At 50.2% G+C, this 26,905-nt stretch carries 19 protein-coding genes and 1 tRNA gene; 7 read left to right on the plus strand and 13 right to left on the minus strand.

Annotated features, from left to right (window positions below; genetic code table 11):
• The first annotated feature begins 99 nt into the window (after positions 1 to 99).
• Both ACJJIK_RS21120 and ACJJIK_RS21125 read left to right on the plus strand, forming a co-directional pair.
• Positions 100 to 1,899 (plus strand): autotransporter assembly complex protein TamA, encoded by a 1,800-nt coding sequence (locus ACJJIK_RS21120; RefSeq protein WP_444943769.1) that lies wholly within the window; start codon positions 100 to 102, stop codon positions 1,897 to 1,899.
• A complete protein-coding gene (locus ACJJIK_RS21125) occupies positions 1,899 to 5,906 on the plus strand; it encodes a translocation/assembly module TamB domain-containing protein (protein WP_444943770.1) in 4,008 nt (1,335 codons plus the stop codon). The genes ACJJIK_RS21120 and ACJJIK_RS21125 overlap by 1 nt, the downstream gene beginning before the upstream one ends.
• 60 nt (positions 5,907 to 5,966) lie before the next feature.
• Here the strand turns inward: ACJJIK_RS21125 and ACJJIK_RS21130 are convergent, their stop codons facing one another.
• The 4 genes from ACJJIK_RS21130 to ACJJIK_RS21145 all read right to left on the minus strand — a co-directional run bounded on the left by ACJJIK_RS21130 (position 5,967) and on the right by ACJJIK_RS21145 (position 9,337).
• The gene (locus ACJJIK_RS21130) at positions 5,967 to 6,440 is read right to left on the minus strand and encodes a hypothetical protein (RefSeq protein ID WP_444943771.1); all 474 of its coding nucleotides are present in this window, start codon (positions 6,438 to 6,440) and stop codon (positions 5,967 to 5,969) included.
• 85 nt (positions 6,441 to 6,525) lie between these two features.
• A complete protein-coding gene (locus tag ACJJIK_RS21135; protein ID WP_444943772.1) occupies positions 6,526 to 7,737 on the minus strand; it encodes a DUF1624 domain-containing protein in 1,212 nt (403 codons plus the stop codon).
• Positions 7,738 to 8,129: 392 nt separating this feature from the next.
• Positions 8,130 to 8,561, minus strand: a complete 432-nt coding sequence (locus ACJJIK_RS21140; RefSeq protein ID WP_444930185.1) for a DUF6892 domain-containing protein — start codon at positions 8,559 to 8,561, stop codon at positions 8,130 to 8,132.
• A gap of 446 nt (positions 8,562 to 9,007) precedes the next feature.
• Positions 9,008 to 9,337, minus strand: coding sequence for a YceK/YidQ family lipoprotein (locus ACJJIK_RS21145; RefSeq protein ID WP_444943773.1), 330 nt, complete (start codon positions 9,335 to 9,337; stop codon positions 9,008 to 9,010).
• A gap of 317 nt (positions 9,338 to 9,654) precedes the next feature.
• Here ACJJIK_RS21145 and ACJJIK_RS21150 point away from each other — a divergent pair, with 317 nt between their 5' ends.
• On the plus strand, positions 9,655 to 10,641 hold the full coding sequence (locus ACJJIK_RS21150) for a transposase (protein WP_444943774.1): 987 nt from the start codon (positions 9,655 to 9,657) through the stop codon (positions 10,639 to 10,641).
• Between the two features lie 620 nt (positions 10,642 to 11,261).
• Here ACJJIK_RS21150 and ACJJIK_RS21155 read toward each other — a convergent pair.
• From ACJJIK_RS21155 to ACJJIK_RS21170, 4 genes are all read right to left on the minus strand, one after another.
• Entirely contained in the window at positions 11,262 to 11,435 is a 174-nt protein-coding gene (locus ACJJIK_RS21155) for a hypothetical protein (protein WP_444943775.1), read from the minus strand.
• A 379-nt stretch (positions 11,436 to 11,814) separates the two neighbouring features.
• Positions 11,815 to 11,997, minus strand: a complete 183-nt coding sequence (locus tag ACJJIK_RS21160) for a transposase (protein ID WP_444943776.1) — start codon at positions 11,995 to 11,997, stop codon at positions 11,815 to 11,817.
• Between the two features lie 340 nt (positions 11,998 to 12,337).
• A complete protein-coding gene (locus ACJJIK_RS21165; protein WP_444943777.1) occupies positions 12,338 to 12,715 on the minus strand; it encodes a hypothetical protein in 378 nt (125 codons plus the stop codon).
• A 32-nt stretch (positions 12,716 to 12,747) separates the two neighbouring features.
• Positions 12,748 to 16,899 (minus strand): RHS repeat-associated core domain-containing protein, encoded by a 4,152-nt coding sequence (locus ACJJIK_RS21170; RefSeq protein ID WP_444943778.1) that lies wholly within the window; start codon positions 16,897 to 16,899, stop codon positions 12,748 to 12,750.
• Positions 16,900 to 18,143: 1,244 nt separating this feature from the next.
• On the opposite strand from ACJJIK_RS21170, the gene ACJJIK_RS21175 reads away from it, so the two are divergent.
• Positions 18,144 to 18,470, plus strand: a complete 327-nt coding sequence (locus tag ACJJIK_RS21175) for a hypothetical protein (RefSeq protein ID WP_444931871.1) — start codon at positions 18,144 to 18,146, stop codon at positions 18,468 to 18,470.
• A gap of 103 nt (positions 18,471 to 18,573) precedes the next feature.
• Here ACJJIK_RS21175 and ACJJIK_RS21180 read toward each other — a convergent pair whose 3' ends face one another.
• The 4 genes from ACJJIK_RS21180 to ACJJIK_RS21195 form a co-directional block, all read right to left on the minus strand.
• Entirely contained in the window at positions 18,574 to 19,335 is a 762-nt protein-coding gene (locus tag ACJJIK_RS21180; RefSeq protein WP_444943779.1) for a hypothetical protein, read from the minus strand.
• Between the two features lie 71 nt (positions 19,336 to 19,406).
• Positions 19,407 to 20,258, minus strand: a complete 852-nt coding sequence (locus ACJJIK_RS21185) for a M90 family metallopeptidase (RefSeq protein ID WP_444943780.1) — start codon at positions 20,256 to 20,258, stop codon at positions 19,407 to 19,409.
• Positions 20,255 to 20,674: a nuclear transport factor 2 family protein gene (locus tag ACJJIK_RS21190; RefSeq protein ID WP_444943781.1), complete on the minus strand. Its 420-nt coding sequence runs from the start codon at positions 20,672 to 20,674 to the stop codon at positions 20,255 to 20,257. Before ACJJIK_RS21190 ends, ACJJIK_RS21185 begins: the two co-directional genes overlap by 4 nt.
• Before the next feature lie 98 nt (positions 20,675 to 20,772).
• On the minus strand, positions 20,773 to 21,675 hold the full coding sequence (locus tag ACJJIK_RS21195) for a LysR family transcriptional regulator (RefSeq protein WP_444943782.1): 903 nt from the start codon (positions 21,673 to 21,675) through the stop codon (positions 20,773 to 20,775).
• Positions 21,676 to 21,748: 73 nt separating this feature from the next.
• Between ACJJIK_RS21195 and ACJJIK_RS21200 the strand changes: the two genes are divergently transcribed.
• Entirely contained in the window at positions 21,749 to 22,807 is a 1,059-nt protein-coding gene (locus tag ACJJIK_RS21200; RefSeq protein ID WP_444943783.1) for a DUF1852 domain-containing protein, read from the plus strand.
• 28 nt (positions 22,808 to 22,835) lie between these two features.
• Complete coding sequence (locus tag ACJJIK_RS21205) at positions 22,836 to 23,864, plus strand: methionine synthase (protein ID WP_444943784.1); 1,029 nt, start codon at positions 22,836 to 22,838, stop codon at positions 23,862 to 23,864.
• Between the two features lie 392 nt (positions 23,865 to 24,256).
• Here the strand turns inward: ACJJIK_RS21205 and ACJJIK_RS21210 are convergent.
• A tRNA-Arg gene (locus ACJJIK_RS21210) sits at positions 24,257 to 24,333 on the minus strand.
• Between the two features lie 346 nt (positions 24,334 to 24,679).
• Here ACJJIK_RS21210 and ftsH point away from each other — a divergent pair.
• The gene (gene ftsH, locus ACJJIK_RS21215; protein WP_444943785.1) at positions 24,680 to 26,671 is read left to right on the plus strand and encodes an ATP-dependent zinc metalloprotease FtsH; all 1,992 of its coding nucleotides are present in this window, start codon (positions 24,680 to 24,682) and stop codon (positions 26,669 to 26,671) included.
• Positions 26,672 to 26,905: the final 234 nt, after the last annotated feature.

Consider the following 26,905-nt stretch of genomic DNA (forward strand, 5'->3'; position numbering starts at 1 on the left):
CGATCCCAGCTGTAGCGATCAGCTGGGTACACAAGCTTGCGAAAGGGAGGGATGCCCGGATTTTTATGGAATAGCCGCTACTGACACTGGATAAAGACTTTGCGAATTCTCCTTGTCTCCCTACTTGTTACCCTGAGCGCACTGCCAACTCACCTGGCAGCGGCTATCCCGTTTTGGGATCGCCTACCGGATTTTACCCTGTCGCTACAGGGCGACCCCCAGCTACAACAAAAATTGACCACCGAACTCAATGAGCTGCGCAAAAACAGTAGTGTGCTGGAAAGCTACGAAGAGCCGGCCGATATTGCCCACTATGAGCGGGGCAACCTGGAAAAACTACTGCGTGCACAGGGATATTACGATGCCACTGTGTATGAATCTGTCGCCGATAACCAGATCTCTTATAAAGTAACCCCCGGCCCTCAATACCATATCAAGAGTTTGGATATTGAAATGCCCAGCGGCTTGCGAGCGGGTTTTAGCGGCTTGCCTATTCATATGGGAAACCCTCTGATTGCCAGCAAAGTGCTTGAGGGTTCGGAGAAGATCACCCAGTACCTCAATGAAAATGCCTGCCTGCTGAACGTTGATGTCAGTTACCAGGCAACCGTGATTCACCGGGAGGCCGCCGCGCGATTGGAGTATCGGGTGGCCCCCAGCCCTGAAGTTCATATTGGCGAAGTTCGCATTGAGGGAGCCAGTTCCATTGAGGCGGATTACCTATTGGACAAGGTGAAGGTCAAACCCGGGGATTGCTTCAGGCGCACGCAACTGGATGCGGCCCAGCTGCGTCTGCTGCGCACCAACTTGGTTGCCAATGTGAATACTGAGGTTTCTGAGCCCTACAATGGCTTGGTGGATGTCACCTTTGTTATTCAGGAGCGCAATCACCGCACAATCACTTTGGGGGTGGGATATACCTCCGATGAGGGGGCGGGTATTTCGGCCGCGTGGGAACATCGCAATGCTTTTCATCGCGGGGAGAAAATTGAGGTTGAAAGCAAGCTGAACGAGGTGAAACAAACTCTGGAGGGCAAGCTGACGATCCCGCGTTTCTTCCATGACAAGCAGCGCCTAACCGGGAGTATTGCTCTGGAGGGGGAAGATGTCGATTCCTATAGTTCAGAGTCCCTGACATTTAGCGCTCTGGTCTCGCGAAAAATTAGCACGCATCGCACACTGAGTGGCGGTATTGAACTGAAGTTCAGTGAGGTGGATGAGAAGGTGGAAGGGGCGGTTGATGAAGATGACCCCGATGAAAACTACACCCTGCTGGCTTTCCCCCTGGGTTTTAAATTAAATACAACCGACAAACCCCTGGACGCCCGTCGCGGGGCAACTTCTGCACTGGAAGTAAAACCCTATATTGACCTGAGAAATACCAATACCACCTTTATCAAAAATACCCTACAGCTCACCGCGTACAAGACCGCTAGTGAGTGGCGCTACCAGCCCACCTTGGCGCTCAGATTAAGGGCGGGGGCAATTATTGGGGAGTCGAATCTTGAGCTGCCCGCAGATGAACGCTTTTATGCCGGTGGTGGTGGTTCTGTACGGGGTTATGGCTACCAGGAGTTGGGGCCGCGACTGGTGGAAATTGATGATGATGGTGAGGAGTCCCTTTCCGACGCCATCGGTGGCCGAGGGCTCAGTGAAATTTCCCTGGAGGGCCGGTTTCGCTTTACCGATACCTGGGGTGGGGTGATTTTTTTCGATGGCGGCAATGCTTATGAGGACCCATCGCCGAAGTTTTCCGACCTGTTTTGGGGAGCGGGCTTTGGCGTGCGCTATATCACTTCCTTTGCGCCCATTCGCATGGATATCGCCTTTCCCCTCGATCGCCGTGAGGACATCGACGACCGCTATCAGGTATATGTGAGCTTGGGGCAGGCATTTTGATGCGCAGATTGAGCCTATTGGCACAGGGCTTTGCCCATTGGTTTGCGGTTTTCCTGCGCGGGTTTTGGCATTCCCTCGGTGCCAGGGGTTCCCTGCTAACGGGCATCTGCCTGTTGCTCCTGATGTCTGCTATTTATTTTCTCAGCACTGAGGCGGGGCGTGAGAGTCTTACCCGAGGGGCTTTTTATCTCGCTGAGCAATGGGTGGCGGACCTCGATATTGAAGCGGATGGAATTCGCAGTGAAAAGTTAGGGGCTTGGTTTTTTGAGCACCTGAGAATTGATTATCGAGACAATACGCTGGCCAGAGCCCGGGACCTGGAGATCAGGTTCAACAGCCTGTCCCGCGATCCCATTGATATCGAGAGAGTAGGGGTCCGGGATCTACTGCTCAACCTGGATACTCTCAATGAGCTTATCGCTGCACTGGCAGAGTCCAGCGCAGAGGGAAGTGAAGTTGTCGCTGAAGGGCGGGCACCGACTCAGTGGGAGTTGCTCATACCTGCTTTTCAGTTGATGGAACTGGATATAGCGCGTCTGCAATTAGTGGATAGCCAGCTGGGGAATATTCCCCCGCTCTCCATTCAAGCCAATGCTCTATACCGCTGGCAGAATAAACCGGCACAATTATTTATCGATATTAGTGAGCTGGACGATTCCGGGTTTAATTTCGTCGTCAATGGAGAGACACAGGGTGAGCGTTTTGTGATCGCCTTCTCCACCAGTGAGCTGAGCCAGGGTTTTGCCAGCCGCTGGTTGCAGCTGCCGGAAAATCAGCTGCTGGATGCTCGCGGTACAGTATCCTTGTACCGGCAGGGACAGCAACTACTGCTGGATATCGATTCGATCGCGGCGCCACTGGCGGAGCATCAACTGGATCTCAGCGGGCGTATCGAAGTGGATATCAATCCCTGGCGCCTCTCTTCAACAGGGATTGGGCTGCGGGTGGATGAGCGGCGCAGTACCCTCAAAGGCAGTGTTAGCGCTGACGGCGTTAATGTGACGGCTAACCTCAATCAGATCCCGCTAAGCCTCTCCCGCCCCTGGCAGGAGGTTCTCGACAGCGGTTGGCTCAGTGCCGACCTTACCGTGCAGGGTACCCTGCAACAGCCCAGTATCAATGGCCGCTTACAAGCGGAGAGCCGTTATCGGCAGCAGCCCCTGCAACTGGAGGGGCGGGTAGCTACCCGGGCGGGGGTGATCGATCTGCAAGCCCTATCTTTGCACTTTGCCGCTGCTCGGGTCGAGGTGCTCGGCACTGTAGATACCCATTTGAAGGCTCTGGATTTGCGCGGCAAGATTGACGAGCTGGATATTGAAGAGATTCGCCGGCTAACGGCTGCACTATCCGAGGGCGATAGCGTGGTGATTCCCACCGCCCTGTCCGGCAGCCTGCACCAGTTGCATTTGCAGGCTAGCGGCCCTTGGAAAAATCCCAATCTCAAGCTGTCTTTGAGTGCAGAGGGCGCTTACCACGACTTGCAGGGTGAGTTGACGGCAGCACTCAGTGGAGATCTGCATACGCTGACAATCGATGAGATGCAGCTTAGCGGGGAAAAACTCAAGCTGGATATCGCCGGTCAGCTCGATATTGAGCAGAAGCAGCTGGATGTACGCGGGCAGCTTGATGGCAGAGATATCAGCTTGCGGGATGATCTGGGAATGACCGATGCTGAGGGGGTGAGCCTGGGCTTATCGTCCGTAGTAACGGCGCAGGGGGCGTGGAGTAACCCCCAGCTCAAGATTCACCTGGAGTCCGACGGCGTCGCGCAGGATTACCCCTTTAACTTGAAAGGGGAGGCCAGTGGGGATATGGATCTAATTACCGTCAGCGATCTGCGTCTGGAATTGTTTACCAATGGTCACGGCAATCTATTTGGCCCCCCCGTTAATCGGGGCCCCCAGTCTCCGCTGATTGCTTCGGGTTTTGATAAAGGGGAGACAAAACCCCTGCAAAGCCAGAGCCGCCTGACAGCCCTCGCCGAAGATGCCCAACAGTTGGGTCGGGTGGGGGTGGCACTGCTACAGGCCGACGGCTCGATTGAGCCGCGACAGGATCGATTGCAAATCGATATGGGGGCGCGCAACCTGCCGCTGTTTCTGGCGGACCTCGCCGGTGTTTCACTGCCCGACTCGCTGGAGGGGGAATTGAGCCTGGATGGCAGGGTTGATGGCGCAATTTCAAATCCACAAATCAAAGCCAATCTGGTCGCCAAGGGCAATTTTCGCCAGGAACCCTGGCAGTTGCAGGGCAGTGTAGATTACAGCGATAAGAGCCTGGTAACCGATAGTATTGAACTACTCTGGGCCGGTCGCAATCAGTTGTCGATACTGGGTAGTCTGAATGCCGAGCGTCTGGATTTAGAGTTGCGCGGTCAGGGGGATCTGTCGGATCTGGCCAAGCATTTTTCCAGCGGTAGGGCGAGCAATGGCGATGTCAGCCTCTATGCGAGCATTGGCGGTAGCCCAAAACAGCCTGAACTCGACGGTGAGCTGCGGATTAGCGGGGAAGCCCTGGGGCGAGGACAGGGGGGGATTCAGGTTCAACCGCTATCGATAGTGCTCGACTGGCAAACCGACAAGGGGGAATTGCGTACCTCCCTGCTTGCCCAGCACGGTGGCAGCAATGCGGTGAATAGCCAGATTAATCTATTGATCGCGCCACTGCTCACACAGTTATTTGCCGACAGTAAGCGCAAGGGCGGCCTGCAAAATGTGCCCTTACAGTTGCAGGGTCATGGCACTGCCGATTTGTCAGTGATTGCGGAATATATCGATCCCCGTGTCCACCGAATGCGCGGCTTGCTCAGTTTTAATGTCAAAGGTAGCGGCAACTGGCAGCGCCCCCTTTTAGTGGGGGGGATCGAATTGAGTGATGGCAGTTATGAACACCGCCCCAGCCACACTCGTATCGACGATATTAATTTCTCTGCACAGCTATCTCCGCAGGAGTGGCGAATTGTACAGGGGAGCGCTACGGACGGTGATGGGGGTAGCATCAATTTGGAGGGCGCCGTTTTCTTGCCCCCAGACAGCGCCCCCAGTCTTGATCTGGTGTTAAGCCTCAGCAAGGCCCACTTGCTTAACTCCCCAGGTGTGCGCGGTGCCATATCCGGTGATGCCCGCCTGTCGGGCTCTGCCCGGGATAGTAAAATTACCGGGCGCTTCACTTTGCAGCCACTGGCGGTACAGATCGAGCAGTGGATTGGCAGTAGTGTGCCGGAAATCCAGGTAGTGGAAGTTCAAACCGATGGCGTGCAAGTACAGCAATCTCCCCCGCTGTTCAGTGCAATTGAACTGGATGTCGAGGTTGTACTGGACCAGCAATCCTATGTGCGAGGGCTTGGGTTAAATTCGCAATTGCACGGGCAAATCGATATTCGGGGCACTGCTGCCAAGCCAAAAGCCTCTGGTGAATTGACCATCGTGCGTGGCAGTTTTGATTTGTTCGGTAAGAAGTTCGATTTAGACGATGGAGAAGTGCGTTTCGAAAATAATGAAGTCGCAATTCTGGTAAAGGGCATCTATGAATATAGCGATGGTGAGATAACGGCTGAGATATCCGGTACTGCTGCCGACCTCGATATTACATTTAGCTCTGATCCCTCGGCTTCCCAAGATGAGATACTGGCGCAGCTGCTATTTGGTAAGTCGCTATCCGATATTTCACCACTACAGGCTGTTCGCCTAGTCAGCGTTGTGCGCAGTTTGCAGTCAGGCCGCGCAGTGTTGGACCCCATTGCCAAGACGCGCGAATTATTGCACTTGGATACGCTCAATATCGAGCAGGAGGAGGGGGATGAAGGCGATGAGTACGCATTGAGTTTGGGTAAATATATTACCAATCGAATTTATATCGAATTGCAGAGAAGTACCGATCCCCTCAGCCCCTGGCAAGCGGAAATGCAAATAGAGCTGCGGGATAAACTCAATCTGGAGTTCCAAAGTGCCGATGACGGTGATAGCGGTTCCGGCAGTGTAGAGTTACAGTGGAAGAAAGACTACTAACCTAAGTGGCTTTAAGGGTAGTTAACTTTAGAACACAGTAACTCTGCGGCTCTAAACTATTTACAAGTGCTTCTGCACATAATTTAAAACATCGGTGGGCGCAGTGCTCTCTTCAAATCTATCTTGCAGTCTATAGGCCATTTGTTCCAGGGGGGCATCATTGTAGCCATGAGTCTGGATTTCAGTGATATAGCGCTGGATAAAAGCCTCTGCCCCCAATAGCGACCACTGGTGGACATGAACCAGCTCGTGAAAATGGAGGGAGCTATCCCCTGCATAGGGCGCTTTAACAAAGTAGGTATCTTTATAGGTGATACCCGCTGCTTGCATATCGACAAAATCACCCAGGCCCATTTGGTACAATTCGGGGAACTTTGGTTTTGGGATATCATTAACTACAACAAAGTAGCTGCGGCAGAGAAAACTTTCACTGTAATACCCGGCAAACTCTCCTCTGAACCGATCGCAGGATTGCCTTTTGTCCTTGAAGTCAATAAGTGTCTGATCGATCCATTGGTTTATCTTTTCTAACATCTATTATATTTCCTTTCGATTAACCTGGAGGGCGCCCCCTCCAGGCTGATGGTGACCATTCTATATAGTAAAGAAGTATCGCTCCCTAGACGTAGGAGTAGATCACTGAACTGCTCTCTTTCTTCTTTTTAAGATATTTTTTACAGGGGTAGTAGAGTATCGCAATCAGAACAACCCAATAGGCATAAGTTCTTAGTAAATTAGGCTCATAGCCTTCAGGCCATACTTTGGAGCCGTTGAAGAAATTGGTTGCAACACCGAACTCCAAGTAGCTCCATAAGTGCGCGGACAGATTGATAAGCGGTATGTGTAGTAAATAAAAGAATAAAGAGGCCTGGCCAAAAAGAAGTAAGATATCCAACATTCGATTTTGCCGCTTTTCAACGATCGCCATAATCAGCAGAACGATACTCATGGTCATCAAGATGTAACTGAATGACATGGGGTATTTGGCGGTATTGATAAAGCCCAGGAATCCCTGCTGCGGGTTCCAATCATTGGGATCTCCAAAGCCGATCATTCTGACTGCAATAAATATCAAAGATAAGACGGCCGCCGTTAGCATAAGCAGACGCTCTCTTTGCTTATTTGCCATCTCATAGAGCAGTCCAAAGGCGTAACCCAGGTACATAAGTGCAAAGAGAGGAATGATACTGTAAATAGCAAAGATCTCTATATCGAAGTTAAAAACCCTAAAACCAGTGCGCACATGCGCAAGAATCCAAAGCCATTCATAGCCCCCGAGTAGTTGACGTATGAAGTCGTCATTTAGGTAGCCGTGCAAGGAGACTATGGCTAGGCAGGCGATAGTGGTCCCTATCATTGGCAGATAGATTAGGCCTGCGAGTATGATCATGGATACTCCAAGAGCCCAAATGACCTGCACAAAAGCGAAATTATAGGCAAATTGCCAAGAGATATTGACCAGGGTTAGCTCGAAGATAACGAGTACTATCCCGCGAAGTAGCAGAAATTTTGCCAGCTCGGATTTGGAATTAAGTTTCTTGCCGTGGAAGTATGCGCTTAATCCCGTCAGGAAGATAAAGCCCGGGGCACATATATGTGTAATCCAGCGGGTTAAAAATAAAGCGAGGGATGATTGGGATAAATCTAAAGGGTCAAACTGAGTTGAAGTCCAAAAATCTCGAGTATGGTCGAGAGCCATAATGATCACCAATATACCTCTAGTGATGTCTATTGCCGGATATCGCAAGTTGGTATCTCCACAGTAAGTGAACTTTATAGGGCTTGCCCCTCTATAGGGTTTGACCGCCTTGAAATTGGCTTGGTGGAACAAGAAGGCGAGCTATAAATATTATCTCTCTCGGCCGTTGTTTATTGTTGCTTGAGGATAAAGAAGCTGGCGTCCCTCTGTATTGTACCTATATTGTGTAGGTGACCAATGGGTTTTTACGGGTATGGCTGAGTAATGAAGGAACGATGGTGCAAGTAAGCTAGTTTTGTTTTTCCATAGTACGGGTTACAGAAAGCTAGCCTTTGGAGAGAGGTTCTTCTATGGAATACCGCAGGGAGAGAATATACGGCGCTCAAGCTGCGCCCTTCCGATTGAAATTTGTAGTTTCTTTTGGTGCATCTTGAGTATGTCGCCCCAACTTAGTGGCGGCTATTACATACAGCCCTATCTGGGCGTGGGCCCTGAACATCCCCTTCAATAAGGCTTTTCTTGAGCTAGGGCCACTTGGCTTTAATGCCTTTTGCTTTGAACTCTTCTAAGATTTCTGGGTTTTTCTCATTATAAAAAATAGTTAACTCTTCCAGATTGGGTAGGAGGTCGGCGTCATCGCTGGATTGAATGTCAAAGTCGTCGGTAGTGCCACACCAGAAGGGAATGATTTGTAGCCAAATAGGGTTGCCGCCTTCCTGATGGAGGTTGGTGATGTCCGTTAGCCATTCTTTTCTGATTTGAATGGAGTTGAAATAGTGTAGGGCTTCAGGGATGGGGTCGTAACCCTCCTCTTCGATATCTATCTCTCTTTCCGTGTAAGTTTCAGTAAATTGAAAAATATCGAATTCAGGTTGTATTATTTTGTAGTCGTAGATCAATTTTTCCAGTACTAACAGTCTAAAATTTTTGTCTCTAAATTCAGCGTACTCGCTCATATTCAAGTGTCCTTATAGAGAGTTTTTTATTTTGCATCGGGGGTGCCGAGAAGGGAGAGGGAAAGAGTACACAGCGTTCTGGGCTGTATGAGCCATGTATGGCGATTGCGCGCTGTTAATACTATCTCTCTCGATCATTATCTCTTGTTACTGGGGGCTGGCTTCCCTCTATATTGTATCTATATTCCGCAGGTGGCAATTGCTTTCTAATGGCTCGGGTTGAATCTTGTTGGAACGGTGGTACAGGTGGGGTACTCAAGGTTATTTTTACTGTTCAGTATGCGATATTATTTGATTTTTCCTTTGAGGCTCTACTGAAGGCCGAGCCATGGGGCGGTGATCCCGGCCTGTTATTAATGTATAGATTGTTTGTAAATAAAGGGGTTGTGTTCAGGGAGGCTTTGTCGACAGCTGCTCCAGAGCCCTAAATTCACAGCTGGGCTTTATCAATTTACTTTGATGTTGCCGTGTTGTGCCTGAGTCACTACGGTATAGGGTAAAATAATTGTATCTGCTGCCACAGAAAAGGCAGCGTCGATGGCGACTAGGGGAACACGATTGAGTGTTGATCCAGTATTTGTAGTTTTGCTGGGTTCGCTATTTAGCAGACAGAAGGAATAAGACGTGCCGCTGTAAACTCTTGGAATACTTTCACAATAGCTTTTGTGGCCTCTATGGGCGATATCTACCTGATTGTCCCTTGGGTTAACTGTCTTGACGGTGGCACATGAGGCGCAGAGCAGGGAAGTTAATATTAAAGAGATTGTACGTTTCACTCATTAATCCTTGATGATGTGATTTGTTGCAGAGCAATAGAGTAACAGCTTCTTAATTGGTTCCAAGTTTTTAAGTGCGCGGCTTATATTGTTAATGCTTCAAGTTTGGGGGATGTGTTGCACAAGGAGCCCTTAATCCATTTCTTCTACATTGAATTGAGCAAATTGGAGTAAGTCTGGCCGTCAAATGGGCAGTAGTAATTTTTAGTAATTCTGGATATCCACCAAAGTAGAAGCTTAAAGCGTCAAGCCAATTGACACAACACAGGCAGAATGATCAAAATACTGGATATAAGTACAGTTAAGGATGGAAATCCATGACTCTTCCGCGCAGCACGCAAATCTCTCTCGATGCGACACCCTATTATCACTGTGTCTCCCGCTGTGTGCGTAGAGCGTTCCTTTGCGGTAGGGATGCTAAATCCGGAAAAGACTATGAGCACCGGCGCCGGTGGATTGAGGCCAGGATGCATAAGCTGGCCTCAATCTTTGCTCTCGATATCGCTGCCTATGCGGTAATGAGTAACCACACCCATATTGTGCTCTATATCGATACCTACACAGCAAACTCCTGGTCCACTATCGAGATAATTGAACGCTGGCAACAACTTTTCAAAGGTTCTGCGCTGAGCCAACGTTATCTTCGCGGTGAAGCCCTGGATGCCGCCGAGCTGGAAAAACTGCAGGAGGTGACAACCCTTTGGCGCGAGCGCCTGACCGATATCAGCTGGTTTATGCGCTGCTTGAACGAGTCCATCGCCCGCCAGGCCAATGCCGAGGACAACTGCACCGGTCGTTTCTGGGAAGGGCGTTTCAAATCTCAGGCCTTGCTGGATGAAAGAGCCCTTGCCGCCTGCCTCGCTTACGTGGACCTCAACCCTATCCGTGCCGGTATCGCTAAAACTCCAGAAGAATCCGATTACACTTCGATCCAGCAACGCATACACACAGCCATCTCAGGCCAGCAGCCCAAAAGCCTACTGCCACTGGTGGGCGGGGAGCGCCAGGATATGCCTAAAGGCTTGCCTTTTCAGCTGGATCACTATTTAGAGCTGGTAGACTGGAGTGGCCGGCAGCTTCATCCTAAAAAGCGCGGCGCTATTTCCGAAAACATCCCACCTATTTTAAATCGGCTGGGTATTTCGCCAAAACACTGGCTCTATCTAAACCGCAATTTTGAAAGCCGCTTTAAACGCTTGGTGGGCTCGGCGGAAGCGGTACGCCAGGTCTGTGCGCAGCAAAATAAACGCTGGGTGCACGGGCTGCGCGATTGCCAGCGCTTTCTTAGCCCCACCCCTTGCTAAATTACAGAAATCCGCTTATCAGCTGCCCCTAGATTTCGATTCTCCATTCTTTGGATGTCCTGTTTTGTTGTTCTCCAGAAGAGTGTCCAAGGATTGCCAATCTTTGGGTGCCAATCTTTGGGTGTCCAGTTTCGTGATCCTGATCTATGGGTGATCCTGATCTATGGGTGTCCAGAAAGATCCTGATCTATGAGATCCTGATCTATGGGTGTCCAGAAATGTTATTGCCGTTTCGTGGAAAGTCAGAACCCTTTTCCAAACTGTGGGTGTCCAGAACTGTCTCCGCAGAACTGTCTCCGCAGAACTGTCTCCGCAGAACTGTCTCCGCAGAACTGTCTCCGTCTCCGTGGGCGTCTCCGTGGGTGTCCAGAACTGTCTCCACGCTTTCCGTCCAGTTTCGCTTTCCAATCTGTGGGTGTCCAGTTTCGTGTCCATCTGTGGGTGTCCAGTTTCGTGTCCATTAATCCAGAAGAGTGTCCAAATCTGTGGGTGTCCAGTTTTGTGTCCAGTGGGTGTCCAGTTTTGTGTCCGTCCGATTCCGACTCTCCATTCTTTGGATGTCCTGTTTTGTTCTGCTTTGGATGTCCAGGATTGTTTTCTCAATCTATGGGTGTCCAGAACTAAATGTCAATGCTTAACTTTTTCGCAATTTGGTAGTTGGGAACCTGCTTGGCAGCGAGCAAAATAATCTTTGACCGCTCAGCCAATCTCACCGATATTTTTCGACTTTTTATATTCTTTTCTAACTGCTTTTTTTCTTCCGGTGATAAATTGATTTCAACTTGGGCTGGCATTGGTCTTCACTTAATCGCTAAATTAAGCTCACATTATATGTCAGTAATCTATTTAATACACTACACTAGATTCCATCGCTCCCGACTCTACTCTCCCCTAATTCCTTACGAGCGCCCCAAAAGATCTTTTAACGCCAAACTGCCATCTATTTTGAGAAAGATATACCGGCTACCAAGTAGTGGTGCAAAAATTTTTTCCTAGATTCCGGCTCTTCATTCTTTGGATGTCCAGGATTTTTTCAGGATTTTTTTCTCAATCTATGGGTGTCCAGAACTGTTTGTATGGGTGTCCAGAACTGTTTGTTCAGAACTGTTTGTTGGTGTCCAGAACTGTTTGTTGGTGTCCAGAACTGTTTGTTGGTGTCCAGAACTGTTTGTTTCAATCTTCCAGAACTGTTTGTTTACAGCGATAGCGCTGCTTCTCAGGTTGTGTATCATCCTTTCCTTGTCGGGTAACATCCTGGCTCAAACAATGAGGACAGCACACACCATCGGGCCAGCGATACTGCCGTATCTGTCCGTAGCATTTTGCATTATCGAGGAGATCATGAAATTTCATCATGAGTCTGTTTTACAGACATTCGGCTACTGATTCCATTGATGATGTCTCAAATCTAGAGCTCCCCGGAATCCATAAAGAGCCTTGGCATTTTATCTCGATTTCCCCAGTCTATGGGTGTCCAGAACTGCATTAGATTGTAATCAATATTATCGTCAGGAGTTATTCCCCAGGCTTCTGTCCGGCCATCAGGCCAATACCAGGCAGATGTGCAAACGGTATGACATCCGTCAGAGCAGTATTATCTACTATACAGTGCACAACGAAGTGCAGCGCTGCCCGGAGCCTCATCGCAGCGGAGGTCCAATGTGTCCGATGCCACAAAATAATTCCGCTACAACAATCATGACAACTCTACTCTATTACCCTCTGGGCCAAGCTTGCGCATACCCCATAATTTAAGAGCTCTCTTCTTTGTGAGGCCAACAAATTTAGCAGCTAATTTTAAAGCTTCATCCGAAGAATAACTTTTCCCACTAATTACAGACCAATCGTCATTCAAACAATAAAGTTGAACATAAAAATCTTTTTCATAATTAACAGTTTTTTTTACATCATCCATAATCCTAGCCGCAGGTAAAATATTAACTGAAACATAATCACCAGGCTCACACTTCTTCAACATTACAGCCTCTTGTCCATTTGAAGAGATACTTTCAACCGGTAATTCAGGTTCGTCCTTATCTTTCAAAACTAGCCAAGCGCCATCTGTTTCCGACATGTATTGCCGCCATTCTTTCATCTTAAAAGCCATTAATAATAGAGGTGTACGTTATCCTTGGACGTAGTCCCTGTAGACTCACTCCAAGCGTTAAAATGTGGACGAGTTTCTCCAAGTCTGGAATGTCCTATGCTGTGATCGTGATAACCTGCATTACCACTGGCTGAATGCTTACCAATAACACGATTAGATTGGTTTTGTTGATATGTGTTATTAGCATCAATATATTCTTTACGCCTTATAGTTATTGGGTTCGAACCTAAATCACCTGATATTTCTGCTGCAGCTTTTTGTGCAGACTTTCTGTTGGGCATTTTATAACGATTTTCTCCAATTTTTACCCCACCATGCTTTTCAGCAATTGCATCTACATCCCTTACTTTTTTTGAACAACCAAGTTCTTTGGCCATCAACCCAAAAGGGTCCACCCACTCTATTGGGTTCGGTGCATATCGATAATTATTCGATCCACCTAAAAGCCCAATCGGATCTTGTATAATGAACTGTCCAACCTGCGGATCATAGTACCTAAACCGGTTGTAATGCAGCCCAGTCTCTTCATCAAAATACTGCCCCTGGAAGCGGATAGGCTGCTCTATCTGATTCTCATGAGCTAACGCAATATTGCCATAACTCTTATAGGCAACACTCCATACCACTTCACCCTCCTGGTTGGTAAGGGTATCAGGCGTGCCCAGATGATCCAGATGGTAGTGGTAAACCTGTTCTTTCTCTTGGTTACCATCCTTTAGTGCAACCGGCTTGAAAGTGCCCGGTTCAAAGTAGTAGGTCCGAGTATTCAGGTCCTGCCGAGTGTGGATATCAGCTTTATTTTCACGAAGTAGGACATCCCCATCCCAGAGGAAATTGGTGTATTCACTATTACTGCTCTTACCAATACGACGGCCCAGTGGGTCGTACTGGTAGTGAATCTCCTGCTGAAGCTGTTCTGCCCCTTCTTCCAGTTTGAGCTTTTCTATCCGCACCAACTGTTGGCGACAGTTATAGTGGTAGCGGGTTTGCAGCTTCTGCCCTTTGCCGCGCAGCTCAGCGATGCGGTTGCCGTGGATATCGTAGCGGTAGTGGGTATCACCACGGAAAGCTAAGCGATTGCCTTTGATTTGAGTGGCATTGGCTTGCTGTTTGGCTTCATCCTTTGAGTTGGCGGCGGCAAGAATATTGTGTGCGGGGTCGTGCACAAAATACTCGGGGTTGGGGCCATCTACCTGGGTGAGGCGATCCAGGGCGTCATAGTGGTAGCTGCGCGTGCCACGCAGGCTATCCTCAATCTTGGCAATCTGGCCGGCTTTGTTGTACTGGTAGCCACGCTCCAGAATTGCGTTTGATACCTGAGTCGGATCTGATATAGGACTGTTAGTTTTGTTTAGCCGCAGCTTTTGCAGTCGCCCTTGAGGATCATAGTCCCGCTGGCTTTCCAGTCCATTGCCGTGTTGGCGCTGACTCTCCCGGCCCTGTTCATCGTGACTGATGCTGGTGATCAGCTGATCGGTGTCACCACCGACTGGACGGCGGTGCAGGCTTTGGAATTGGCCGGCGGGGTTAAAGGCGAAGTTGAGGACTTCGCCATCAGGCAAGGTTGTGGCGATACGGTTGCCGGCGGCATCATAGTTATGGCTGAGTTTATCTTTGCCCTGCCAATCCGCAGTGACGCGGCCATTGGCATCGTATTCCCAGCGCAGCTTGCGGTGGCTATTTTCCGCTTCGATTAGCTGGCCGCTGCGGTTGTAACGGAAGTTGGTAATCCCATCTGGAGTCACTTCTTCCAACATACGCCCGAAGGGGTCGCGTTCAAAGATCGTATCGATACCCTTGCCGGTATCAGGATCAGTTACCGCTCTTGAAGCGATCAGATGGCCGGCGCGGTTATAGGCGTAGCGGGTTACGCGGCCGTCGAAGCCTACCTCTTCAATCAGGCGTTCGTTGAGGTCGTATTTAAGCTGGTAGCGCTCGCCATTTTCATTGGTGAGGCCAACCAAGTTGCGCTCGCCATCGTAGTGGTATTCCAGGCGGCTGCCATCTGGATTGGTGCGCACCTTAACCTGGCTGAGGCCGTCATAGGCGTAGCAGGTGCTGCGGCCTTCGGAGTCCATAACCTCCGAGAGCAGCCCTTGGGCGTTGTAGCTGTACTGGGTGCGGGCACCATCTGGGGTAATAACCGCATGGATACGATCTTGGCTGTCGTATTCGTAGCGGGTGACTTGGCCGGGGGCGTGTTGTACTTCTTGCAGGCGGCGAGCCATATCATAGCGATAGTGCTGGCTGCGCCCCATGGGGTCTTGGATTGCTGCGAGCCGACCTTCCGGGTTCCACAGGTAGCGGGTGGCATTGCCGAGGGGGTCGGTAACACTGCCGATCAGGCCGACCGGGTTATAGCTGTAGCGGGTGCTGTTGCCGAGGGCGTCGGTGGTGGCAACGATCTGGCCGTTTTTGTTGTATTCCCGCTGCCAGGTATTGCCAGATGGGTCGGTGACTTTGCCTGGCAAACCTTCGCTGTTGTATTCGATGCGGTGGCTATTGCCGGCGGCATCGGTCTTTTGGGTCAGACGCCCCTGATCGTCGTACTGATAGACCTCTTCACGCAGGCTGCCATCATCGCTGGGCAGCTGGACCTTGGTCACCTGGCCCAGTTCGTTGTAGCTGTAGAGGGTCTCTGCGCCTTCGGGGTCGCGGTGATAAATCGGCAGGGCGCGCTCATTAAAGCGGTAGCGCTCCTCGCCACCACGAGTATCGGTCACGGTAACTCCGTGACCATCCTCGTCCCAGGCAAACGCGTAGTTGTAGGTGGCCTGCCCATCGATGGGGTCGCCCCACTGGCGTATACAGCGGGCCGAGGGACCTTCTCTATCCCATTCGAAGTAAAAGCGGTAACCGGTTTTTAAGGTGCGCTTAGAGATGACATGTTGCTGGTATTCATAGCGCTCACTGTAGCCATCCGCATCGGTGGCTTTTATCAGGTCGCCTTCGTCACTGTATTCGTACTGAGCCAGTATTTTAATATGGCCATCGCGAGTTTCTTTTTTTAGCTCACCCATGCGTAGGCTGTTGCGCTGCCCTTCCGGTGGGCTGATATGCAGGGCTTCGCCGAGACTGCTCTCGATACAAATCAGGCGTTCGCCGATATAGTGGAACAGGTAGTAGTTGCCGTAGCCATCGCGAATTTCAGAAAGCTTTAGAGTGCCACTCTCGCCTATCGCCTTGAAATGTTTTTGTACGCCATTTAAGGCGCCGTAGGGGCTGATCACCCAGTGCTCATCGCTCACCCGGGTGAGGGAAAGCTTTTCCACCACATTGTGGCTGCGTCCACTGTTGCCCGGTGCCGGTAAACTAATTACCCGGCCCTCGGCATCGTAAAACTTTACGGTTTTATTACCTGGAACCAAGCGCTCGTTTAAGGTGTGCGCCCAGCCGTGGCCCAGACCAAAATCTTCGCTATTACTACTGCGATAAGATCGAGTCAGAGTTAATGGCAGCGGGCCATCCAGCACCGCATCCACCAGGGATAAAAACTCCTCCCCGGTTTTTAAGTTAATTGGGTCACCGCTGTGATAGGAGTCTTCAGCACTCTGTGTGGCGTCACCTTCAGGTGTCTGTCCCAGTGCGCCAGTGGCGTTGTCTGGTTCGTTAGTATTGTCCGCCGGGTTATTTTGCGCTTCATTTGAGTCGCTGCTGTGTTCATTGGAGTTTGAGGTAGTAATATTCGAAATATCGAGGCTACTTGAAGAGGTAGCGTCGTTCCTTAAACTCTCTTGTATATCAACCTCAAGGGAACTAAAGTCGGAGAAATTGGCGCCATCACTGTTGGATGCCTGTTGTTGCTGGCCGCCTCTGGCTGCCGCCACGTTGGACACCTGCTCGATAATCAGCCGATTCTGTATTAGGGCGCGGTGAATTTCCCGTCCATAGATGGATAAATGGCTCGGGGGCTCAGATGCGGGGCCCAGAGAAAGAGCGCCCGAGGTGTCAGCTGGGGTACTTGCATTGAGCAGGTTATAGGAATTAGATCCCGGGTCGAAAAAGTGCTGGTAAATTTTCTCGATCGCTGCATCGTCAAACATCGAAAGCAAATGGCCGGCATCGGCTTGGATGGGAGTACCAGCTTGAGATGCCCAGCCCATACGGACTTCGTACTGGATACCGTCTTTATTCTCAATATTTAGCAGCATTGTATTTCCTTAAGTGTTCACGTTCTGGGATAACCTGGCTAAATACATGACAAACTTAGGGTGCTGGGCAACTATAAATGACTTGGGCACCTGTTGATTTAACTTATTTTTATAAGGGCTTCTAAAAACATGATTCAGTTGACCGTAAGTATGTGATTTTTTTAGGTAAGTATTGGTGCCGATCAAATTCGATTTTTAGATTTGTGAGTGATTTTCTATTAAAGCTGGTGGAATTCTAACGTTTAGACTTCCCTCTTTGTTTAAATTTTTAAAGCTGCGAGCCCAGTGTCGTCGGGTGGTACCGGGTTCTGAAGCCGATTAGATGAGATTATCGTAAATTCTATAAAAGTAATAGGCTGGGGTAGGGATATCGAAGGTGCAATCAAAATTGTATATGTTAACTAAAATATATTGCCGAATTTTTTTGTCTATATGGGATTTGTAAGCCGCTAGAAGTTAGTGTAGCTAGCAATAATGAAGTATAAGGTGTGATCGACAAGCTTGTATTCGAATCCTGCACTGGCGCGCATATAGCGAAATCTGAGTAGATTTCTGAGCCAGATGACTCTATTGACGTTAAAAGATTCTGTAGAGGGGGTATGTGCAAAGGGTTCTAGATAAGGGTTAAGCTTATTGGTTGACGTATAGATATCGGTAGTTAATCGAATGTCGCGGAGTAAAATACTGACAACGACCACTGAGATTGATACAGTCAAGTGAATAGCGAATCTCTGCGACTACTGTGGGGATGGTCTTCACGAAAGTTTTAATAACCTATTTGATGTTTTACTCCGAGCTTAATGAAGCTTGGTAATATCTAAAAGACCATATTGATGGTTTTTTATTGGGTAATCCCATCAATGCCGCATCGCTTGGCTAAGTTTTTTAAAAAATGCTGCCGGCTCAGATTGTTCTAAGTGAACATTGAGAATCAGCGGTCTGTCAAATCTAGAGAAGGCCTTTAAGGTGTCACCGAAATCTTGCTCGGTACGAACCTCGTAGCCATTTAGCGCTTTATTACCACCAAAAGCCTCGGGAAGAAGATGGTAATTCCAAGGCTGGATATCATTGTAGGGGTCTTTAACCCCCGGATGTATAGCGCGCTCACAACCGTATTCTGCATTGTTATCCTTTCGGTCGATTGAAATGTATACTTGGGAGCACGGAAGTTCTCCAGGGTGTGCCTACTAAAGTTAAGTTAATGGCAAAAAAGCAGTAAGTCTTAGGGGCTGGAATAAGGTGTTATGATCAGAAAATCTGATTTGATTGAACTTCTTTGGGGGGCAATAGATGGTGATTTGGTTTGTGTGTCACGTAGGCAGATGGCAGCAAGAGAGAAGGGCTTATTTTGGTTGGAGGGTGAATGGATTTGGATAAAAGACCTTGAGATATCTTTGAGGAAGATTCAAGGATATCTCAATAGAAGTGATCGGAATCTTGGGGGCAAGTATATTGCAGGTATTCTAATAGAATTTTCAGATGATCAATTGAAAAATTCTTTTGATGAGAGCTTCTGTAGCCTACTCTTTAATGCAAGGAAAGCGGTCAAAGAGTTAAGTAATCCGGACTAGGAAATTACTCTGGCCGTCAAATGGGTGTACAACTGTTAGTGTACAGTTAAGGCGGCGGTGGATTTTTGCTGCATTAAGAAAGTAAGAAGTAATATAGGTGGTTCTAATTGGTGTTGATTTTAGCCTCAAATGCCCGCCAAAACTCCTGCTCATAGGCTTGGATTAATCGTACCCGAATTTCGATGTCGCTTTCTCGAACACCTGAGGCCAAGCCTTTTGCGACTATCTCGGTAGCCTGCTCCCGGAACCCCTCTGGCAGCTGGCTAAAAGAGACCAGGAAGCGGAGCTGTTCGTTGGTTAGCCTTTTGTGCTGTTTTAAAGCTTTTGCAATACGCGCCGCATTTTTACCAAAGCTTTGAAAGTTGACCAGTAGGGCTGCGGCAATTTCAGCGGGTTCTGCATAGCTGGCAAGCCAGGCGGTGTAAGCGGGATATATTTGCGCACCTGCGAGCGGTTGGTGCTGGGCAATTTGCTCGGGGGAGACTCCCAGTGCTTGAATAAGGGTGGGCAGCAGGTCGTTAGCTTGGATTTCTGCTGTGGTTATTTGAGCAAAAAATGTCCTTGTGCTCTTTCCGGGTAGGCCGCCAAAGCGGTGTAATGACAGCGCATTGCTTCTTAAGTCGGATAAATTAATCAGGCGCTGCTCCATAATAAAAGCCTGTAATTTCGAGTCCGGCAGTGTGTTTTTTTCCAGTTGTTGTACAAATACGGGTGTGGGGATATTGAGGTATTGCTGCTCAAGGCGCTGAATCAGGGCTTTTGCATCTTGCTGGCCTGTGGCAATCTCCGCTGTGCCCAGCTGAGCCATACTTAATAGAATGACCAGTCCCGCGATGCCAAGTCTCAACCGGTGCCAATTGGCCACTATTCCAACTCCACTGATGCTCGACTCAAGCATAGCAGCCGCAGGGATGCCGGGGCGAATAAGCGCCCTCTCTAGCGAGTTGCGCTGTTTCTTTCCGCTATTAATTCGGCGGGGTCAATGCGATAGAACTGGCTTAATTCCCGATAGAGTTCCGGGTGTAAGGCGCGCGTAGCGGATGAAATGGTAAAAAAGCTCTCAGTGGCCACGGCGAAGAATTCAGCGGGAGACTGGGCGCCGTATAAATCCAGTATCGATGGGTTGTCGCCGGCAAATTCACCGAATTCAGCTCTGCGCCTTAGGCGCAGGAATTCCCGGCTCATAACGTCGGCCCAGGTGGCCCCCTCATCACTGTTCTCAAATAGTGGGCGGCCATCAAAATAGCCGTCCTCTTCATCGACCTTGTGGGCAAATTCGTGCAGGGCAACATTGTGGCCGCGCTGGGGGAATTGTAGATCTTTTTCCAGATCTCCCCAGGAGAGAACTACGGGGCCGCGATAGTGGGCCTCCCCTTCGCGGGCACTGTGTCTGGCTGTTTCCAAATAGCCCTCTCGACGGGTCTCATAAGCTACATAGGTATCGGGGTAAAGCAGTAAGCTGTAAAGGTTGGGATAGCATTCATTTTTGCGGCCCAGCAATAGCAGACAGGCGTGGGCGGCGATAGTCACCCTCATGCGCTCGCTGACTTGAAGTCCCTCGCAACCGATAAACGCTTTGTCGTGGAGAAACAGGGCAATATTACTGCGCAGTTCCCGCTGACGGCCGGGGCTTAGGTGGCGATAGAGCGGGAGGTTTTCTCTAAGGAGTTGCAACTGCTCTCGAGTTAGGGGCTGTGAGCGCCGGTAGTGAATACGCCACTGGCGATAAAAGTGGGGTACCAGCCATACGGCCAGGGCCAGTAGGATCGTTGCGATAAAAGCACTCACGATTTCGGTGCCGGCGCTGTAGAAGAGATATTGCCCTCCAGCTTAAATGCTTCGCAGGGGGTTCCCTGGTGGTACTGCATTTGCCACTGCCCTTTGCTTCTCACCCAAATAGATGAGCGCTTACAGAACCCTGTGTATCCCCCTCGGTGATTACGCTGTGCGGATTGATACAGCAGCATAATGACGGTATCTGATAGGGGGATACACTCATAGTTTTGGCTGTGTATTTCCCAATCGCCATCCTCTTCTCGCTGCATTGCCACAGCTATGCTCTGGCAGTCAAAGGTCTGCCCGGATTTTCCCACCTCCTTAAAGTCAGGGCTTAACAGTTTTTTTATAACCTCTGGGCTCTTGCGCATCTCAAACTGATGCAGTTTTGTTTCATATTCAATCAGAATATCCGCAATATCACGCATCTCTATTTTACTCCGCTAGAGTAATTGGGGTCGCCTGTATGGGGGGGTGTGTTTAGGGTTCTCCGTCTGCCGTGACTTAAGACTAAACCTAATTTGTCCTAGGCTTCTGTGTCTAAGTGTTCGTAGCCTCTCGCCAGCTTGATAAAAGCACTCAGGTATTCAACATCGCTATCACTTTCACGAGTTCCCAGATAGATCTGTTTGGCAATGCCTTTTTGCCCCAGGCGCACCGTCGCTAGCGCCAGCTTGGTAGAGTACTCCTCCGCCAGCCAGCGCGGTAGAGCTGCAACCCCGCGGCCGCTGGCTACCATCTGTAGCATGATGTCGGTGGTGTCACTGGTTTTGTGGCGCTTAGGTACTACACCTGCGGGGTTGAGAAATTGGGTGTAGATATCCAGGCGGTCTGGCGGCACGGGGTAAGTCAGCAGCACTTGATCGCGGAGATCTTCCGCTATCAGGTATTTCCGCTTTGCCATGGGGTGAGCCCGAGGGACGACCAGTACCTGCTCATAGTCAAACACCGGGTCGAAGCGCAATCCGGCTTTATAGAATGGGTCTGGCGTGACTAGCAGGTCTATCTCATAGCCAAGTAGAGCGCCGAGGCCTCCAAACTGAAATTTTTGCTTAACATCTACATCCACGTCCGGCCAATCTTCCAGAAACGGTGATACGACTTTCAGTAGCCACTGATAGCAGGGGTGGCACTCCATACCAATGCGCAAGGTGCCGCGCTCGCCTTGCGCCATTTGCTTCAGTTTGCTCTCGGCGTGCTCTAGTTGTGGCAGGACGCGATTGGCAAGGCCCAGCAGATACTCACCGGCCTGAGTCAGGCGCAGACTGCGGCCCTCGCGCAACCAGATGGGGGTACCCAGATTCTGCTCCAGCTTGCGCACGGTGTGGCTCAGCGCTGACTGGGTTAGACAGAGGTGTTTGGCTGCGGCAGTGAGCGAGCCCTGCTGGTCCACAGCTTGGATTATTGTTAGGTGTGAGCGCTCTAGCATGGGCTTTACTCGAACAAAGCATGAATGAAATTAATGGACTGTTGAAAATATACCATTTCTGCTCATTTATAAAGTGGCTTATCCTGCGTGGCAATTTCAATCACTGAACAGAGCGTTCGGTTTTTGCCTCAGAAACCAGGGTGGTCAGATCGCAATGAATAAAGAGTTTACCTTCAGCATCAAGAGCTTGTGTTTTGATGAAGATTATCGTCCATCGGACAATACGCGCATTACGACCAACTTTGCGAATCTGGCTAGAGGGGAGAGCCGCCGGGATAACTTGCGCAACACCCTCAGAATGATTGACAGCCGCTTTAATGCCCTGGCGCACTGGGATAATCCTAATGCAGATCGTTATTCGGTAGAGCTGGATATTATTTCCGTTGATATTGATATTGAGGGTAACGGAGAGACTTTCCCTACCATCGAAGTGTTGAAAACGAATATTGTTGATCATAAAAACAATCAACGTATCGAAGGGATTGTGGGCAACAATTTTTCTTCTTATGTGCGAGACTATGATTTCAGTGTTCTATTGCTGGAACATAACAAGAATCAAGTTGAGTTTAGCCTTCCGCAAGGTTATGGCGATCTCCACGGGAAAATTTTCCAGTCCTTCCTGAATTCAAGCACCTACAGGGATAATTTTAGTAAACCCCCTGTTATTTGTCTGAGTGTATCGAGCAGTAAGACCTATCATCGAACTGAAAATCAGCACCCTGTGCTGGGGGTTGAGTACCGGCAGGATGAGTACTCCTTGACTGATGACTACTTCGAGAAAATGGGTTTACAGGTCCGCTATTTTATGCCGCCAAATAGTGTTGCGCCTCTGGCTTTTTATTTCCGTGGTGACCTGCTCGGTGACTATACAAACCTTGAGCTTATTAGCACTATAAGTACGATGGAAACCTTCCAAAAAATTTATCGGCCTGAGATTTACAATGCAAACTCCGTGGCGGGTAACTGCTATCAGCCCAGCTTGAAACATCAAGATTATTCACTCACCAAAATTGTTTATGATCGGGAAGAGCGCAGCCAGCTGGCTATTAAGCAGGGGAAGCTTACAGAAGAGCAATTTATTAAGCCGTATAGGAGTGTCCTCGACCAGTGGGCGGCCAATTACGCGCTTTAATTAACCGAGATAGACAAGATTATTTATTATGAGTCGTTTATTGCCAACCTCAACTGCCGGCAGCTTGCCAAAACCGTCTTGGCTTGCAGAGCCGGAAAAACTGTGGTCGCCCTGGAAACTACAGGGCGACCAATTAATCGAAGGCAAGCAAGACGCCTTGCGCCTGGTGCTAAAAGAGCAGCAGCAAGCCGGTATCGATATCGTTAGCGATGGTGAGCAAACTCGCCAGCATTTTGTCACGACCTTTATCGAACACCTCAATGGTGTTGACTTTGAAAAGCGTGAAACCGTTAAAATTCGAGATCGCTATGATGCGAGTGTGCCGACAGTTGTTGGCGAAGTATCGCGGCAAAAGCCAGTGTTTATTGAAGACGCCAAGTTTTTACGTCAGCAAACTGGTCAGGCTATTAAGTGGGCGCTGCCTGGCCCCATGACAATGATTGATACGCTCTACGATAGCCACTATAAGAGCCGCGAAAAGCTCGCCTGGGAATTTGCCAAAATTCTCAACCAGGAGGCTCGGGAGCTGGAGGCCGCTGGTGTCGATATTATTCAGTTTGATGAGCCTGCATTTAATGTATTTTTTGATGAAGTGAATGACTGGGGTATTGCCACTTTAGAAAAAGCCATTGAGGGGCTGAAATGCCAAACTGCCGTACATATTTGCTATGGCTATGGCATCAAAGCCAATACCGACTGGAAGAAGACTCTGGGTTCAGAGTGGAGGCAGTATGAAGAGGCGTTTCCAAAACTGCAAAAATCTAACGTCGACCTGATCTCACTGGAGTGTCACAACTCCCATGTTCCAATAGATTTGCTTGAGCTTATTCGAGGCAAAAAAGTGATGGTGGGCGCTATTGATGTGGCAAGCAACACTATTGAGACTCCGGAAGAGGTGGCCAACACCCTGCGCAAAGCGCTGAAGCATGTGGATGCCGAAAATCTCTACCCCTGTACCAACTGCGGTATGGCGCCGCTATCCCGTCAGGTGGCAAGGGGCAAGCTCAATGCTTTGAGTGCAGGTGCAGAAATTGTCCGCAGAGAGCTCTCGGTCTAGCTGTCTCCGCTCTTTAAAGGGGCGTGCCTCTGCTTGGGCGCCCGCATAGATTAGCCCGCCTGGTCGCGGGCACCTCGCTGTCCGCTACTGTCTTCACTTTTATTGACTCGGTACTGGAGTGCCTGTGCAAAACGATCAAGGCGTTCCCAATCGTTGGGCGGCGGCTAAATGGGTGTTTGTGTATAGCGGTCTAAAGCGTGCGCTGGAGTGATGCCCCTCAGGGAGCGGCAAAGATTCTAGGGGGATGCTGTAGTGGTGATATCGCGATGCGCCACTCTGCTCCAGGGTGGAGCCAATTGCAGGCGAGAAAAGAAATCTCGCACTGACCATTCGGCAACAAAAAAAGGGCTACCCGAAGGTAACCCTTTTTTCTGGCCTTTCAGCCTATCGTATGGCGCGCTCGGGAGGATTCGAACCTCCGACCGCCTGGTTCGTAGCCAGGTACTCTATCCAGCTGAGCTACGAGCGCGTCGTTATGGGTGCGTACTATAGAGAGTTGATTCGTTGCCGTCAACCTCTTTTTGGAAAAAATTCCTTAAAAATCCGCAACTTATCGAGTTTCTGGACCCCTGTGGGAACAGTCGACCAGTCTCGACAGGGCGCGAATTCTGCCGTGTCCGCTTTCGCTTTGCAAGCCTTACTTTGAAAATAGTGCGATTGGATCGGGTGTTGGGGCTGGAGGTGTGGGAAATTCCCGCTGGGAATGGCGGGGAACTATACTGATGACTCCAGTGGGATTGCGATAATTCGCACCTTCCACTGCCGGACCCGATCTTTCGTCGGGTGGTGGGCCTCTCCAGATACAGCGAGAAAATATGGCGGACGAGCAGGACCAACAGCAAAAGCCGCCGCAGGAGGAGCCACCTTCACCGCTATCCGGCAAGCCGCTACAGCAGGGGCCGCTGAACTGGTTGCAGTATTTTCTGTGGATTTTCCTGCTGATACTGACCGTACAGTTTTGCACTAGCGGGCAGCTTTCCGGCAAGCGGACTGAATTAGCTTACAGCGATTTTAAGAGTGCGGTCGCCGAGGGCCGGGTTGCCAGTGTGGTTATTGAGGGCGATCGAGTCAGCGGCACCTTTAAGCTGGATAAGTCGGAACCGGCAAGGTCGCCAGCGCAACCCGCCGCTAAAAAAGGGGAGAAGCCCCCAACCCCAGAGCATTTTGCTACGGTTTTGCCACCGGTTCAGGACCCGGAGTTGCTGCCCCTGCTGGAGCGGGAGAAGGTGGAAATCCTGGCTGAATCCCCCGGAGGCAGCTTTCTACAGCGGACTCTGATCCTGCTGTTGCCCTGGATATTAATTGTCGGGCTGCTGGTCTGGCTGGGGCGGCGAATGCAGGAAAAGATGGCCGGAGGTGCTCCCGGCAGCCCCTTCGGTTTTGCCCGCTCCCCGGCAAAGCGCTTTGAGCGCAGTGAGTCAGCGGTGACTTTCGCCGATGTGGCGGGGCTGGCGAATGCGAAGCGGGACCTACAGGAAGTGGCGGGTTATCTAAAGAACCCAGAGCATTACCGCAAGCTTGGCGCAAAAATCCCCCGAGGTATTCTGTTGATGGGCCCTCCCGGTACGGGAAAAACCCTGATGGCTAAGGCTTTGGCCGGTGAGAGCGAGGCGCCATTTTTCAGTATCAGCGGTTCTGAGTTTATCGAGATGTTTGTGGGGGTGGGTGCTTCGCGAGTGCGGGATATGTTCGCCGGGGCCAAGAAAGAGGCTCCCGCCATTATTTTTATCGATGAGATCGACTCTGTCGGCCGGGCTCGGGGCACCGGTGTTGGCGGTGGGCACGATGAGCGGGAGCAGACGCTCAACCAGATTCTGGGGGAAATGGACGGTTTTGATCCCCAGGAGGCGGTCGTTGTAGTGGCGGCAACCAATCGACCGGATGTACTCGATGCGGCCCTGCTGCGGCCGGGCCGCTTTGATCGCAAGGTGACCCTGGATTTGCCCGATAAGGCCGCGCGCAGAGAGATTCTGGAGATCCATTCACGAGAGGTCCCTTTGCACGGCAAGGTGGATCTGGAGCGACTCGCAGCTCTGACTGCGGGCTTTGCCGGTGCGGATTTGGAAAACCTGATCAATGAAGCTGCGCTGCTGGCGGGGCGGGAAGATCAGTCGGCGGTGGATATGGATTGTTTACTGCGCGCCCGCGACAAGGTGGTCCTCGGCGGTGAGCGCGAAATGATGATCAGTGAAGAGGACAAGCGGATTATTGCCTACCACGAGGCGGGGCATGCGCTGGTGGCAACCCTGCTGCCAAATGCCGATCCCCTGGAGAAGGCGACTATTATCCCCAGGGGGCACAGCCTCGGTGCCACCGAACAGATACCCAGCGAAGAGCATCACAGTATACAGGCCAGCTATCTGCGCGATCGTATCGGTGTCATGCTCGGGGGAAGGGTGGCTGAGCGAGTAGTGTTTAAAGAGGTGAGCACTGGTGCCGAGGCAGACTTAAAGCAGGCGACGCGACTCGCTCGCCATATGGTTACCCACTGGGGCATGAGTGAAAAGTTGGGGCCGGTGGCCTTCCGCCGGGGAGAGGAGCATATATTTCTGGGACGTGAGATGGCTCAGCAGAAAGACTTTAGTGAGCACACCTCAGAGATTATTGATGATGAAATTATTGCCTTGATCAGTGGCATTGAGATGAAAGTAGACCGGTTGCTGACAAAAAACCGCACTAAATTGGATGCATTGGCCGGAGCGCTTTTGGAAAAAGAAACACTCGAAGCGGGGGAAATTCATCAAATACTCTCCGCTTTCACCACTGGTAGTGATGACACATCCACTACAAAAAATGATTGCCAATAAACGATGAAGTTTACTTTTAAGTTGGGCTGGTTGGCCAAACTGAATAGGGTTAAACGTACCAGGTTAATGAAGTTTTTTGCTTTTTAGTCTCTGCCGATCTAAATGTTAGCGGCTAAAAAGGGCGGTGGAGGGATTATATTAGGCAGGTTGCCGGTTGCGAATTTGTCGGGGAGCGGTCAAAGCGAGTATCGAATACAGGGTATTCTTTCCTTCGAGCCGAGCGCTAGAAGTTTC

This window comes from Microbulbifer regidiadema (SeqCode) (assembly GCF_052466995.1).